The organism is Desulfobulbus elongatus DSM 2908, from assembly GCF_000621145.1.
Taxonomy (GTDB): Bacteria; Desulfobacterota; Desulfobulbia; order Desulfobulbales; family Desulfobulbaceae; genus Desulfobulbus; species Desulfobulbus elongatus.
In genome coordinates this window covers 1-15,634 of record NZ_JHZB01000029.1, presented here as the reverse complement: position 1 = coordinate 15,634, position 15,634 = coordinate 1, and the positions used below count along the sequence as shown (strand labels likewise).

The following is a 15,634-nucleotide window of genomic DNA, read 5'->3' as shown; positions in this document are numbered from 1 at the left end:
ACCTGAGGGGGAGAACGGCGATGAGAAAGATATTTCCGAGCTTGACCAGGCAATGGGAGATTCTGGGCATCCAGGTACTCCTGGGTTGTTGCGCACCATCGATACTGCATGCCGGAGCGTATATCCCGGGCTATTACGGCAATGTCGCGTCCATTCTGCCGCCCACCGCCACTGCCCTGCCCACGAATCCCACGGTGGTCAGCGGCATCAGCGGCATCGAAACCTCGGGCAACGACATGACCGTGCACCAAGATAAGCCCAGGGCGGTCATCCATTGGGGTTCGTTCGATATCGGCAGCGAGGCCTCGGTCCGCTTCGAGCAGCCGGATACCAGCGCCAAGGCGCTCAACCGGGTCACCGGCAACACCCCCAGCCAGATCTACGGCAACCTCACGGCCAACGGCCAGGTTTACATCCTCAACCAGAACGGCATCCTGTTCGGGCCGGGCTCGCAGGTCAACGTTCACAGCCTGACCGCGTCGGCCCTGAACATCAAGGACGAAGATTTTCTCACGCTCCCCACCTTTGCCCAAGGCGGCACGGAAACCTACTCCTACAATGCCCCCTATGCCGACGACGCCACGGTGGCCAATCACGGCACAATCACCGCCGGCAATCTGGGCTCGGTCTTTCTCATCGGACCGCAGGTGGAAAACAACGGCACCATTGTCGCCGACTCCGGGCATGTCGGCCTGTTCGCCGGCGACCGGGTGACCATATCCCAATACGAATCGGGCGAGTTCAATATCCAGGCCACCGCCGGCGCCACCTCCGGCACAGCGACGAACTTTGCCGATGGGAAAATTATCACCGACAAAGGTTGGACCGGTATGTACGGCAAGGTGGTCAACCAGGAAGGGTTGATTCGCGCCACCACCGCCCTGGAAAAAAACGGTCGCATCGAACTGGTGGGCTCGAAAAAGGTGCGGACCGGAGCAACGAGCGTTACCGAAACCCCGATCACCACCTCGGGCGAACGCAAGATCGTCGATGAGGTCAAAACAAGCAAGATCACGATCAAAGCCCCGGACGGCTCCATAGAGCATTACGGCACCATCAGGGCGTCGGCAGGTACGGTCATCGTCGAGGCCAAGGACCGAATCTATCTCGAGACAGATAGCTCCATCGATGTCAGCGGTCTCTGGGTGGAACTGACCGCCGAGGACCGGACCGTGGTGGTACAGCTCAACAGCGAGGAACTCCGGGACGCCTTTGTGTACAAAGACGGTCCACTCAAGGGAGAAAAGGTGCAGGTCGACATCGTGACCGGCCTCGAGATCGCCGATATTTCCGGCTACCTCGACTCCATCGCCAGATCGGCCGCCGAACTGTCCTCAAAAGGCGGTTCCATCAGACTCCGGGCAACGGGCGAAAACGGTGAGGTCATCGTCAAGCAGGGCGCGCTTCTGGACTTCTCCGGCGGCGGGATCATCTATGGCGACGGCTTGGTCGCCGCCACCAAGGTCCGCATCGGCAACAAGATATACGACCTGCAGGACATACCCGCTGGGGTACCCATCGACGAAGTGCTGGGTTCCTACTCGCACAAGCACGAACGTTACGGCGTCACCGACACCTGGGACGGCCATTATTACGGTGGTTCTTCGCCCTACCTCAGCTTTCTCTCCCGCTTCATCCAAGGTTCGGACGCTGGCAGCCTCGTACTCAACGGCCGGAAGATCGTGCTCGACGGCGCCATGAATGCCGCCGTGGTGCGGGGCATCTACCAGACCCTGCTGAGTGAGGATCTGGACGCAAACGGCAATCTGAAAACCATAGGCAGGCGAGTCCCGAAGGCCGGAACCTTGCAGATTGGCGAGGTCGGCGGCACCGGCAATCTGCTGCAGAACCGTTCCGCAGACGCCGTGGCCATCACGAACGAGGTCGTGCCGGTTTCGACCACCTTCGAGGACAGTCTGCCGGATTATGACGCCACCCTCCGGGTGAGCGAACTCTCTGCCACCGCCGTCAGCACCGCCGGCATCGGCACTCTCACACTCTACCCGAACCAGCGCATCACCGTGGCAGAAGACGCTGATCTGACCCTGGCCGAGCTGGGAAAAATTGATTTCGCCACACAGCAAATCGATTTCCGAGGCAGCGTCCGCATCCCTGCGGGCACGGTCTCGATGTCGCTCAAGGCTATAGAAACAAACAGCACTACCACGGTGCCGAACCTGGACGATCGCATCTATCTTGCCAGCGGCAGCCTCATCGATGTCAGCGGCCAGCGGCTGGACAACTCAAACGCCGCTTCCAGCGGCGAGGCCCCCCTGTTCGGCTTCACTCAGGGCGGTTCGGTGGAACTCATCGACGACAACGGTGAGGACGATGGCGATGTCATCCTTGCCGAGGGCAGCTCCATCGACGTCAGCGGTGGCTTTCTCATCAACAGCGACCATTCGCTTTCCGGAGGCGATGCGGGCAGCATTTTCCTGAAAGGCAACACCGTGCTGCCCGGCGGTACCCTGACCGGCCTCGCCCTGGCTGGATACGAGGGCGGCACCCTATCGATCCATGCCGACGAGGTCACCGTTGTCGATGCCGACACGGTGACCTATGCCTATGCGGAGATGGACAAGGGAACCGAGACGGAGACTGACGAGGTAGCCCCTGCCGGGGCCGACGAGGCAACCGTTGCCGATGCGAGCACAGTCCTCTACCTCCTGCCATCCGACTTCGTACCGTTTACCGACGAATATTCCGACGATGACCAGGAAAAAGCCAGACTGCCGGAAGAACTGCGGGGCCATCTAGTCTTGGCCGACGACCGGTTCACCGCCAGCGGTTTCACCCATATCGCCCTCAAAAGCGCGGGCGATCTCCTGATCAAGGAGGGCGTCCATCTCGCCCCTTCTGACGCCCGGCTCGCCGAGCCCCAATGGACGGCCACCGGCTACCGGCTGGACGGCAACGGTCTGGAATCCGCCCTGCCGGAAACGTTCGGAGCCAGCTCTCTCACCCTCGCGGCGGGGCAGACCATCTCCGTCGATGCCCCGACCGGCACCGTCACCATAGAAGAAGATACGCACCTTTCGGTGGCGCCGGCTGAAGGAACGATTACCATCGCAGGCGAGAACGTCGTCTTGGCCGGCAGCCTCACCGCCCTGGGAGGCGACATCTCCATCACGGCAAACCTCGGCAATCTGCAACTCACCCCGACCGCCTCGGTCGATGCCTCGGGCACCCTCCTCCCCGATTGGGACAATTCCATCACCAGGCTGGGACTCAACTGGCGGACCGTCGCCGGCGGCACCGTCTCCCTGTCGGCCAGCAACAATATCGTCCTCGAGCCGGGCAGCACGGTGGATGTTTCCGGGTCCGAGGCGGTGACCAATCGCAGGCTCGACCAACAGGGCAAAATTGTCGCCGCCACCACCGCATCGGCGGCGGGCAGCGTCAGTCTCACCTATGGCGGCGCCCTGCGAGGCGGCAGCGATCCGCAATACAACGGTTCTCTCGGACAACTCTACGGCCGCTCGCTCTTTTCCTGGTTGCCGGGAGGCTCGCTGACTATCGCCAAGTCGACCAATACCAAACTCACGGTGCAGGAAGAAAACGTGGATTACTGGCTGGCCAACGGCTTCGATGCCCTCACCTTCTCGTCCCGCCGGGAGATCGACTTCCTCGAATCCACCCGTGACAACGACGAGATCGTTGCCATCTCCGCAGGTCGGGGCCTGAGTCTGAACGCCTCCACCCTGGTCGGAACCAGCGGCCAGGATATCCGTCTCGCCGCACCATGGGTGCAATTGACCAACATAGTGGAGGAAACGGACGGCGATTTCAAAAGCGAACGAATCTTCGGCACGATCGCCCAGGGTACGGCCCAGCTTGCCATCAGCGGTGATTTCGTCGATATCCGAGGCAACGTCGCCCTGTCCGGTTTCGACCAGGCAGCTGTGCGGACCACGCACGACCTGCGCCTGTCCGATTATTATTACAGCAGCTCGAAAGGCTGGTCAGGCGCCTTGCGCACGGCCGGCGACCTGATCTTGCAGGCAGCGGCCATCTATCCGGCCACGCATCATGCCATCAGCGAACAGGACAATACCCACACCGTCTATCCTACTTCGTTCACCATCAGCGCGGGGTTGACCAACAGCCAGGGGAAGATTGCCGCTGGCAAGGGCCGAACACTCACCATCGAGGCGCCGGCCGAGAACACCCGCCAAGCCATCTACTCAGCCGGCGGCCGCCTGACGCTGCAGGCAGGCGACATCGAACACTACGGCGTCCTGGCCGCTCCCATGGGGGAATTGATCCTGACAGCGGAAAACACGATCCATCTGCATCCGGACAGCATCCTCTCCACCCGCGGTGAGGCCATGACCCTGTTCGGCACATTGTCAGATAAGCAATGGACGGCCGGCGGTTACCTCGGCAAGGATACTGAAAACATGGGTGACGTGGTCGCGGTGACCGCTGCCCCCGACAAAGCGGTGAGCCTCTCTGCCGGAGAAATCACTCAGGAGGACGGTTCGGTCATCGATGCGGGCGGCGGCGGCTCTATCTTCGCCTATCAGTTTCTCCCCGGTTTCGACGGCAGCGTCAATCCGCTGGGCACGGCCAACCGCTATGTCATCCTGCCCGACAATTCGGTGACCCTGCCCGGCAAGACAATCTATCTGGAAGGGACGGCCGGCCTGCCCGCCGGCACCTATTCCCTGCTGCCCGTCGAGTACGCCTTCCTGCCCGGTGCCCTGGTGATCGAGGCCACCGGTACCGCCATGCTGCCCGGCGAGACCCAGACCACCAAGGTGGGATACACTATCATCGCCGGCTACGAAAGCGAGCGGGCCATCGCCGATGGCTCGCCGCTCCGGACAGGGTACATTATCCGCACGGCCAGCGATGTGCTGACCGAGGGCAACTTCGACACCAGCCAATCCATCGCCGGCGATGCCGGCACGATCACCATCAACGCCGGTGCGGGCTCCTCGGTGCTGGCCGGCTCCATTCTCGGGGACGCCCTGGCCGGCTACAGCGGCGGCCGCCTGACGCTGGGCGCGGAAGAGCTGTTTGTCGGGCTCTTCTCCTCTTTGACCGAGGAAGCCGAAAACTACAACTTGGTTTTCGACGTGGACAATCTCCGCAACCGGGGGCTGCGGCAACTCACCCTCGGCGGCAGCACCACCAAGGCCGTCACCATCGGCGCCGGCAGCGCCATCCAGGCTGTCGCCCAGGTCGACATCCTGGCAAGTGAGCGCGTCACCCTGGAACAGGGCGCCCGGATCGAGGCGCTGGCCACGACCGATCAGCCGGGGACGCTGGCCCTCACCACCGGTACCCTGTACGGCGCGGGCGACAGCCTGCTCCGCGCCTCGGACATGCTGACGCTCTCTGTCGGCAGTGTCTCCGCCGACACCTTTGCCGGCTCGCTTGCAGTTGACCACGGCACCTTCCAACTCAACAGCCAAAATATCTACCTGGAGCCCAACGCCTATGCGGGATCACGGGGCAGCGGCGCCTACCTTTCCTCGGCCATGCAGGCCAGCTTCGGCGCCATCGACACGGTCGTCCTCAACGGCACGAACGACATCACCTTCCTCGGTAACGTCGATCTGACCGCCAAGGGCGACCTCACCCTGGACAGCGCCCGCATTACCGTCCAATCCGCCTCCCATGCCACCGTCAACGTCCATGCCGGCGGCACGCTCCGCCTGCAGAACGATGCCGGCGCAACCAGCCAGAACAGTGCGACCACTGGCAATAGCATCAACTTGCAGGCCGGAACCATCGCTTTCGGTTCGGGCGGTGTGTGGTTCGACACCTTCGCGGGCATTCATTTCGCAAGCAGCGGCGAAACGATTTTCAACGGCAAGGGTACGCTGACCGCCGACCTCGCCGCCTCCGACCAATTGACGTTCAGCGCTTCCCGCTATCTTGCCGCCGTGACCCAGACAGCCACCACCAACACCGACGGCAGCGAAAACCTGTCCCTGAGCGACTTCACCCTCGACGCGAAGCTCGGCAACCTAACCATGGCCGGCAACGGCCAGATCGGCAGCGGCACCATGGCCATGCCGGGCGCCTTGACGTTCAAGGGGGCGAACATCTCGCTGCAGAACGTCCTGTTCGACATGCCGGGCGGCGAGATGACCTTCCAGGCGAACGGCGCCATCACCGCGACCAACTCCGAAATCCTGACCCAGGGCCGGCAGCTCAACGTTCCTGTCACTGTCGGCGGCACGACCTACGACAATATCCTCTCCCTGGCCGGTGGCCAGGTGACCATGGAAGCCGCCGGCGGCACCATCGATCTCGCCAACTCCTTCATCGACACCTCGGCATCCTCCGGCCAGGAGGGCGGCACCATTGTACTCACCGCCGCCGACACCACCAAAGGCGGCGTCAACCTCGCCGCCACGACGCTCCGGGGTGATCGGTTCGGCCTCGACACCAAGGCCATCGCCGATTTCGGTGCTCTAGCCGACACCATCGCCGCAGGCGGTTTCAGTCGACTGGTCGAGCTGCGGGCGCGCACCGGCGACGTGACCATCACCCAGGACGACACCGTCGCCACCGACTGGTTCATCCTTACCGCCGACCAGGGCACCATAGACATCGCCGGCACCGTCGACGCCTCCGGGCCTGATGGCGGCGCCATCGAAATTGCAGCCAACAACGCGGTCAATCTACGGTCTACCGGCCGACTCCTGGCCGGGGCCCGCGACAACGAAAGCGAAGGCGGCACGGTCTACCTCGCCAGCGCGAACAACGGCGTGGTCACCGAGGCCGGCTCGCTGATCGATGTATCGGGCGGCGCTGCCGGCTCCGGCGGCACGGTTGCCTTCCGTGCCTCGCGCGATGCCATCGGCCGCAACGAACTTCGTCCGGACGGTGAGATTCGCGGTACCGCCGAACATGAAGTCGTTGCCCGCGCATTTCGGGTATATACCGACACAAATATTACCTCGACGGACGTGACCCAATACAAAAACGATATCAATGCCGCCTGGCCGACCCTACAGGCCCGGTGGGGCTATGATACCATTGATCTCGTTCCCGAGATCGAGGTCCGCAGCAACGGCAACCTGGCCATCTCATCGGGCCTGGACAACCTCCAATCGCTGACGACCCAGATGCCGGGTGGCATCCCTGGCGTGCTGACCTTTCGGGCGGCGGGAAATCTGAGCGTGACATCAAACATCATCGATGCGCCGCTTTCATCGCTTACTTCATCGTATACCTGGACCGGTGGATCCTATTATGCTCCTGAAGCGGATGGAGTCCGTGATTCCTGGGATCTCAACTTCATCGCCGGCGCGGATACAGCCAGCGCCCGGTTGCTCACGGTCGGCGATGGTATCGGCAATTTCACCATTGGCTCATCGAGCAGTGGCAGGCTGATCTATACGGAGAGTGGCGACATCGCCTTTGCCGCGGGCAACGACGTCACCATTTATGCTTATACAGGAGGTGACAACAACAATTATATGCCCGGTACCGCCACCAAATTTAACCTGGCCTCCTTTGACGGCGACATCTCCGGCTATGCGGGCCACAACTTGGTTCTCCAAGGCGGCGTCATTCAGACAGCGATTTCGGATATCACCCTCCAGGTAGAGAACAACGTGGATATCCTTACGTACCGGCGGAACAGCATTGACTATTACAGCGCTATTCGCACCACTGGCCGGGCACCACGATTCGATGAACTCCGGAGCGAAGAACTCCAGGCATTGGATCCATACCTGCATGACCCCGGATGGTCTGATTATGCTGACTATCTTGCCTTGGAACGGTTTTGGGACTTTCGGGATGGTGGGGATATCACCCTCACCGCGGGTGGCGACATCATCGGTAGCACGACGTCAAGGGACTGGGACTACGCCTATAACGATTTCTCGACCGGTTCCTATCATTATGGTGCGGACTACGGCGTTGAAGGGATTTATCATTCCTCATCTGGTCCTAGTCATGAAACCGCTTCTGGAGTCGTCACCATGGCCGGCGGCAGTATCGCCATCAAGGCCGAAGACATCACCGCCCAGATCGGTGCGTTCAAGAAGGGAGATGTCACCGTATATGCCCAGGGCACACTGGACGGCCGCTTTCTGGCGGTCGACGGCGATATCCACCTGACCTCGCTGGCCGATTTCGGCAACACTGCCGAGAGCACAGCCAAGGACACCCTGATCGAACTCGGCGCGGGCAGCCTGACCATCCAGGCCTTGGGAAATGTTGCCCTCGGCACCATCAACAACCCAACCCTGACGACACTCGGCAACATCTGGCAACTCTCCTACACGCCTAACTCCAGCGTGACCATCAATGCCGTTCTGGGCGATGTCCTGTTCAGCGGTGAGAATGAATTCGTCAGTGACGACTCAGATCTCCGTCATCGTCTCCTGCCGGGCAGCTTGAACCTGCTTGCCGCGCGGGACATCCGCCTGAGCAGTGTCAGCAATTTCTGCCTGGCGCCTTCGGCCGAAGGATACCTGAGTCTGGTGGCGGGCCGCGATGTCGACGGCACGGCGGGTGCAAGCGGCAATGCCTATCAGATGACCAACCTGTACATGTCGGCCGCCGATCCTGCCCTGGTGTACGGCAATCAGGGGACGAGCCTGAATGACACCAACTATGCAGCGAGTCTGCTGAAATTCGGCAATGCCACCTCTACCCCGCTCCACACGGACAACCCCAACCCGGTGACCATCGCGGCGGGCCGGGACCTCGCCCATCTGGCGATCTCGGTTCCCATGCGGGCCACGATCACCGCCGAACGCGACATCCGCGAGATCAGCTATTGGGGGCAGAATCTCCTCGACACGGACGTTTCCCTGATCAGCGCCGCCCGCGATCTCATTCAGCAGCCCTACGAGGGGACCAACATTGAAATCAGCCAACTCGGCATCCACCAGGCTGGCCACGGTTTTCTCCTGGTCCGGGCTGGTGAGTCCATCGATCTCGGCAGCTCGGCCGGCATCCAGTCCACCGGCAATGTCACCAGAACCGGTACTGGCCAGGGCAATACCGTCCTCTTCGACGACAGCGACAAGGATGAATACGGCCTGTACAAGGGCGCCGATATCGCCGTGCTGGCCGGCTACGCCCTGACGCCGGACGAACAGGAACTTGCCGCCTTTTTCACAGCGCTCACCCAGGACGGAAAACGGTTTAGCGAACTGATGTCCACCGGCGACGAGGACGATGCCAACGAGGCGGCGCGACTGAAAGAAAAAATGCTGATCGAAGTGATCGAGCCCCTGCTTGCCGGCAAACAGAGCGGCAGCGGCGATATCAGGATGACCCAATCGGTGATCAAGACCACGTCCGGCCAGGACGACCTGTACATCCTGGCCGCCGGCCAGATCGACGTGGGAACCACGATCATCAGCGATCAGAAGGACACCTCGCTGGGCTTGCTGACCGAGGGTGGTGGCGACATCAACGTCTTTGCCGAAGGCGACATCAACGTCAACGAGTCGCGCGTGGTCACCTTTTTTGGCGGCGATATCTTCATGCTCGGCAACCACGGCGACATCAATGCCGGCCGCGGCTCCAACACCGCAGTGAGCGCCACGGCCGACAGCACCATTGAGGTAGGCGGCAAGCGGGTCGACAAATTCAAGGCGCCCGCCCCTGGCAGCGGTATCCGCACCGCTACCGCCGATCCCGACGGTTCCGGTCCGCTGCGCGCACCCGGACAGGGGAAAGCCACGCTCATCGCCTGGGAAGGGGTGATCGATGCCGGCGAAGCCGGAATCGCCGCCTCCAACGTCACTCTGGCCGCCACCAAGATTCTCAACTCGGAAAACATCAGTTTCTCCGAGGCCGGGGTCGGCGTGCCGGTGACCGCCGACGCCGGGCCGACCATCGGCGCCCTCGCCGGGGCCACCACCGTGTCCGACACCCAGACCGCGACTCAGTCCATCGGGCAGCAGGTTGTCGAGGGGGGCAAACAACTGGCGGAAACGGTGAACAAGATGGCTGAGACGCTCGCCGTCAAGATGCTGGTTTTCAGATTCGAAGGGTTCGGAGACGACTCCGGATCGATGTCGGAATAAACACCATAATTCAGTTGCAACAAGAGGAAGTGTCGATGGAATCTGTTCGTTTGCCTGGAATGAGCGGCTTGTTTGGTAAACCGTTTGGCGTCCTGGGCCTGGCGCTGTGCTGCGTTCTCTTTTTGTGCGCCAATGCGCATGCCTGGTGGAATGAAGACTGGCCCCTGCGCCGCCAGATCGATTTGAACACTACGGCGCAAGGTGCCGACATTCAGGAGGCCGTGGCCAACATCCCCATCCTGCTCCGCCTGCATCCCGGCAACTTCGATTTCAAGAAGGTCAAGCCCGATGGCAGCGACATCCGTTTTGTCGCCGCCGATGACCAGACCACGCTGAAGTATGAAATCGACACGTTCGACGTGATCAACGAAATCGCTCTCATCTGGGTCAAGGTGCCGGAGATTCGAGCCAATGCGGCCGACAACCGCATTTTCCTCTATTACGGCAACGAAAAGGCCAAGGACGGTCAAGACAAGCTCGGCGTTTTCGCCCACGGTCAGGTGCTGGTCTATCACCTGGGCGAGACCCAGGGCAACCCCCAGGATGCCAGCCAGCACAAGAGCCATGCCGCCCGTTTTTCCGGCGGCCAAGCCCTGCCCTCGGTGGTCGGCAACGGCATCTCGCTGTTCGGTGGCCAGGACAGCATTGTCATCCCGGCCACGCCAGCGATCAACCTGACCGACGGCTTCTCCCTGTCGGTTTGGATCAAGCTCGCCCAACCAAGCTCGGACGGCTTCCTGTTTTCCCAGGTCGAGGAAAACAAAGGCATTGTCGTCGGCATCAACGGCGACAGGGCTTATGCCCGCATCACCAGCGGAGAGACGGTAGTGCAGACCGAAGGCGAAGCGGTGCTCAGCCTGGGCAGCTGGCATCATCTCGCGGTGACGGCCAAGGCCGGCGGCAGACTCAGCCTGTTTATCGACGGCAGGGAGGCGGCCGGCGTCGCTTTGCCGACGCAGCTTCCCGCCCTCACGACCGAACTCTTTTTCGGTTCGTCGCCACTGGAGGGGCACCACCTGGTCGCCGACCTCGACGAAATCGAACTGAGCACCGTGCCCCGTTCGCCGGCCTGGATCGCCGCCGTCTACTCCTCCCAGGGCATCGACTCTAAGCTGGTCGGCTACGGCGCGGAGATGAGCGACAGCGGCGGCAACATGTTCCACGATTTCTATCTCGACACCATCACCGCCAATATAACCCTCGACGGCTGGGTGATCATCGGGCTGCTGACGATCATGGGCTCGGCCGCCTTCCTTGTCCTGGTGAGCAAATCCTTCTTTCTCCACCAGAGTCAGCGGGACAACAGGGCCTTCAAGGAAGCATTCGCCGAGATGGAGACACTGCTGCCCAATGACGAGTCGCCCAGTGACGAGCAAGCGGATGCGTTCGACAATTCGCCGCTCTACCGCATTTATCTCGCCGGTTGCGAAACCATCGCCGGGATGCTCCGCAAGAAGGGTGATCAGGCGCAACCCGTGCTGACGGCCAAGGAAATCGACTTTTTCAAGGCATCGCTGGAAAGAAGTTATCTCCAGGAAACAAAGCAATTTCAAAGCTGGGTCATGATCCTGCCCATGGCCATTTCAGGCGGGCCGTTTCTCGGGCTGTTAGGAACGGTCTGGGGTGTCATGAACACCTTCGCGGCCATGGCGGCTGCAGGCGATGCCAACATCATGGCCATCGCCCCCGGTGTCGCCTCGGCCCTCGCGGCCACCGTCTGCGGCCTGTGCGTCGCCATCCCCTCGCTGTTCGGCTACAACTACCTGAGCGGCCGCATCAAGGATCAGACCGCAGATCTCGGCATTTTCGTCGACGAATTCATCATGCGCGTCGACAGAGACCACGGAGAAGCACGATGAGACGTTCCATTTACAGCGACCACGACAGTTACGACGAAATCAACGTCACTTCCATGCTCGATCTGGCGTGGGTGCTCCTGGTGGTGTTCATGATCGCCGTGACCGCTTCGGTCCAGGGCATCAAGGTCAATCTGCCCAAGGCCGGCAACACGCCGAGCCTGGCAAAACCCCATACCAAGGCAATCAGCATCATGGCCGACGGTACGTTCTATCTCGATGCCTATCCCGTCACTCTTGAGCTGCTGGAAACAACGCTTCGCCAGTACAAGGCCGCCGACCCGGAACTGCCGGTGATCGTCAAGGGCGATGCCGCCGTGCAGTACGACTCGGTCATCGCGGTCCTGGATCTGCTCCAGCGCCTCGAAATCCACCAGCTTGGCCTGGTCACCAGCCGCCTGGTGAAATAACGCCTCAGCCGTGAGCAGGCAGACGTATGGCCGCGAAAAAAAGGACATCGAAAATAAAACCCATACACCTCATTACCGGTGGCGCCGCCTGTGTGCTCCTCGCTGCGGTGGTGTTGGTCGTCATCCTTCTTCCCGGTGGTGACGATGGCGGGCGGCGCAAACAGATGCAGACGGTGACGCTGTTGACCCCTCCTCCGCCACCACCACCGCCGCCCAAGGAGATCGAAAAACCTCCTGAACCGGAAAAGGTGGAGGAGAAAATGGAAGCGCCGAAGGACATGCCGCTGGAGAAGCCCGAGCCTGTCTCGCAGGAGCCTCCGCCCGCGGCCAATCTCGGCCTCGATGCGGAAGCCGGGGTCGGTGGCGATGCGTTCGGCTTGCAGGCCAGAAGGGGGGGGAGCAATCTCATCGGCGGATCGAGGGGGGGCGGCGGCTCGCTGTACGGCTGGTATGCCGGCCAGATCAGCACCAATCTGCAAAAGGCCGCCAACGAGATCATTCAGCGGGAAGGCGGCATTCCGTCAGGGAAGTGGGCGAAGGTCTCTTTTGAGGTGACCGTGGACATGTTCGGCAAGATCTCCAAATTCTCCATTCTGGGGTCCTCGGGGAACCAGAAGATCGACGATGCGGTCAAGAGGGCCGTGCAGTCGGCCAACACCTTCGAGCCCCCACCTCCGGGCATGCCCAAGGTGCTCCGGTTCGCCGTTTCGTTGCAGGGGTAATGTGTTTAATTCAACAAGGAATATTCGATGAAGCTCGACCAGAAAAATACTATGGGCCGGATCGGTCTGTGCGCCCTGGCCGGGGTCCTGTTCGCCGGCCTCTCACCCTCCGCCGTCCACGCGGACAGCACCGAGGAAATTATCAACCTGCTCAAGGCCAAGAACATCATCACCGCCGATGAGGCCGCTCAGATCCTGGAACGGCACAAGAGCGAGGCCGGACAAATGCCTCCGGCAACAGGTTCCAAACCGGTGACCATCGTCATGCCCAAAGGCCAGCGGTATCCCAAGGCCACCACTGACCCGGTGACCAAGGACATCAAGGAAGAGGTCGCCCGCCAAGTCAGAGAGGAACTGAAGGATGCTATCGCCAAGGAAGTCAAGCGGGAAGCCTCGGCATCCTCGGCGCTCGACTGGTCCAAACGCATCCGCTTCGGCGGCGATATCCGCCTGCGTTATCAGGACGATTTCTTCGACGACAACAACTCGCAACCGTTCAGCCCTGCCGACCCTACCCAATTGGTCAACCGGAACATCGACCGCGACCGGCTGGTTTATCGGGCCCGCCTTTCGGCCATCGCCCAGGTGAACGACCAGACCGAGGCTGGACTCCGCCTGGCGACCGGCAGCGAGAAGAATCCGGTTTCCACCAACGATATCCTCGGCGATTACATGAACAAAGACACAGTCACCTTCGACCTGGCCTACCTGAAATGGACCCCGCTCGCCGATGCCTCAGCCCTGCCCGGCAAACTCGACCTCTGGGGCGGCCGTCTCCCCAATCCCTTCATATCCACCGACTTGGTCTGGGACGACGACCTCAACTTCGAAGGCGTGGCGGCCAACCTAGCAATACCGATCAATGCCAGGATGAAAGGCTTCGTCAATGCGGGCGCCTTTCCCCTGCAAGAAGAAGACTTTTCCAGCCGCGACAAATGGCTGCTCGGCGGCCAGGTAGGCCTGCAATATAGCCGTTCGAACATCACCTACACACTGGCGGCGGCCTACTACGATTATCAGAATGTCCAGGGGCAACGCAACCCGTACACCCTCGACGGCGAAGGCCCGAACGACTATACCGCGCCGTTGTATCAGCAGATGGGTAACGTTGTTTTTGACCTCAACCAATACAACTCCGATGCAACCTTGTTTGCTCTGGCCGCCGATTACAACGAGATCAACCTCACCGGCAAGGTGGATATCGGCATCTTTGATCCCATCCACGTCATCGTATTGGCCGACTATGTGCAGAACATCGGTTTTGACAGCGCCGAGGTGAGCGCTCTGACCGGTGAAAACGTTCCCGAAGACGACACCGGCTACATGGTCGGGCTCACCGTCGGCCACCCCAGGATGGAAAATCTCTGGGATTGGCAGACGTCCCTGGCCTACAAGTATCTGGAAGCAGACGCAGTACTCGATGCCTATACCGACTCCGATTTCCACCTGGGTGGCACCAATGCCAAGGGTTGGATTCTGGGCGGCCAGCTCGGCCTGGGTAAGAATCTGTGGCTTCGGGCGCGCTGGCTCAGCTCAGATGCCATCTCGGGGCCGCCGAGCGCTGTCGACACTTTCCAGCTCGATATCAACACCCGTTTCTAGCATTGATCGGTTGCAAGGCACATCATGGGTCCAACAACGAAAAAATGGCTTGGCAGAACACTGGTCGGGCTGGTCGTTCTCGGTTTCGCGGCCGGCGGCTATGGTCTGTACCGCCTCGACACGGAACGAAAAGGTCTGCGCAAGCAAGTGGAGGCTCTGGGCATCCGCGGGGAACTGCTCCAGAAAAAATACAACGAACAAAAGGCCGTGGCCAATGCCATGCGCCGGGCAGCGCAGGAAGTCGAAAGCCGCGCCCGGACCATGGCAGCCAACCTCGCCACCATGGAAAAGGAAAAGCAACACCTGGAAGGCATGGTGGCCGAGCATGAGCAAAAACTGGCCGCCATGCAGAAGGACTGCGAGGAGACCGTCGCCAGCCACGAGCAACGATATGGCGCACTGCAAACCTCCTTTGAGCAACTCAAAGAGGAAAGCACCAGAATCATCACGGAAAAAAATCAGCACATCAGTCAACTCACCCATGAACGGGAGACCCTGGACGCCTCGCTAAAACAGGAAATCTTTCAGCGCAAGCGCTGTGTCGAGCAGAACGCCCGGTTTGCGGTCCTGACTGAGGAACTGGTGCAACAATATGAAAACAAGGGAATTTTTGGAGCCTTGGGACAGATCGAGCCCTTCACGCAACTCAAGAAGGTCGAGTTGGAAAAGATGTGTCAGGAGTACCGAGACAAGATCGACGAGAACACACTTCCTAAAAAATAAGGGCTCCTCGTCATTTGGTGTGGATTTGCTGTATATAGGGATCAAAGCCACACCAAATGACGAGGGATACCATGAACGGCAACGATATCATTGCGTTAGGCCTTGGGCTGCTGGCGCCTTGGGAGATTACCGGGCAAATGCTCGACACATCCAAGAGTCCTCACGAACTTCGATTAACGATAGCGGCTCAACGCGGCACGCTTTTCCCGTGCCCTGAGTGCGGGAAGCTCTGCCACGCCCATGATTTTAAGGAGATGACTTGGCGCCATCTCAATTTTTTTCAGCACCATTGCTACATTACCGCGTCG

At 60.8% G+C, this 15,634-nt stretch carries 7 protein-coding genes; all 7 read left to right on the top strand.

The features are described 5' to 3' along the window. The first annotated feature begins 20 nt into the window (after window positions 1-20). Window positions 21-10,013 (top strand): two-partner secretion domain-containing protein, encoded by a 9,993-nt coding sequence (locus Q362_RS0113395; RefSeq protein WP_028319103.1) that lies wholly within the window; start codon window positions 21-23, stop codon window positions 10,011-10,013. A 35-nt stretch (window positions 10,014-10,048) separates the two neighbouring features. Then, window positions 10,049-11,872, top strand: a complete 1,824-nt coding sequence (locus tag Q362_RS0113390) for a DUF2341 domain-containing protein (RefSeq protein WP_035216753.1) — start codon at window positions 10,049-10,051, stop codon at window positions 11,870-11,872. Further along, window positions 11,869-12,279: an ExbD/TolR family protein gene (locus tag Q362_RS0113385; protein ID WP_028319101.1), complete on the top strand. Its 411-nt coding sequence runs from the start codon at window positions 11,869-11,871 to the stop codon at window positions 12,277-12,279. The genes Q362_RS0113390 and Q362_RS0113385 overlap by 4 nt, the downstream gene beginning before the upstream one ends. 26 nt (window positions 12,280-12,305) lie before the next feature. Next, window positions 12,306-13,001, top strand: a complete 696-nt coding sequence (locus Q362_RS20675; RefSeq protein WP_084312709.1) for a TonB family protein — start codon at window positions 12,306-12,308, stop codon at window positions 12,999-13,001. 27 nt (window positions 13,002-13,028) lie between these two features. Then, window positions 13,029-14,603, top strand: coding sequence for a putative porin (locus tag Q362_RS20670; RefSeq protein ID WP_051554321.1), 1,575 nt, complete (start codon window positions 13,029-13,031; stop codon window positions 14,601-14,603). Between the two features lie 24 nt (window positions 14,604-14,627). Continuing rightward, window positions 14,628-15,326, top strand: coding sequence for a hypothetical protein (locus Q362_RS0113370; RefSeq protein WP_028319100.1), 699 nt, complete (start codon window positions 14,628-14,630; stop codon window positions 15,324-15,326). A 71-nt stretch (window positions 15,327-15,397) separates the two neighbouring features. Continuing rightward, on the top strand, window positions 15,398-15,634 hold a 237-nt coding region (locus Q362_RS0113365; protein WP_035216751.1), incomplete at its 3' end, for a transposase family protein.

Coding starts and splice junctions, on each gene's coding strand:
- Q362_RS0113395 (WP_028319103.1), top strand. CDS start 21: ATGAGAAAGATATTTCCGAGCTTGACCAGGCAATGGGAGATTCTGGGC.
- Q362_RS0113390 (WP_035216753.1), top strand. CDS start 10,049: ATGGAATCTGTTCGTTTGCCTGGAATGAGCGGCTTGTTTGGTAAACCG.
- Q362_RS0113385 (WP_028319101.1), top strand. CDS start 11,869: ATGAGACGTTCCATTTACAGCGACCACGACAGTTACGACGAAATCAAC.
- Q362_RS20675 (WP_084312709.1), top strand. CDS start 12,306: ATGGCCGCGAAAAAAAGGACATCGAAAATAAAACCCATACACCTCATT.
- Q362_RS20670 (WP_051554321.1), top strand. CDS start 13,029: ATGAAGCTCGACCAGAAAAATACTATGGGCCGGATCGGTCTGTGCGCC.
- Q362_RS0113370 (WP_028319100.1), top strand. CDS start 14,628: ATGGGTCCAACAACGAAAAAATGGCTTGGCAGAACACTGGTCGGGCTG.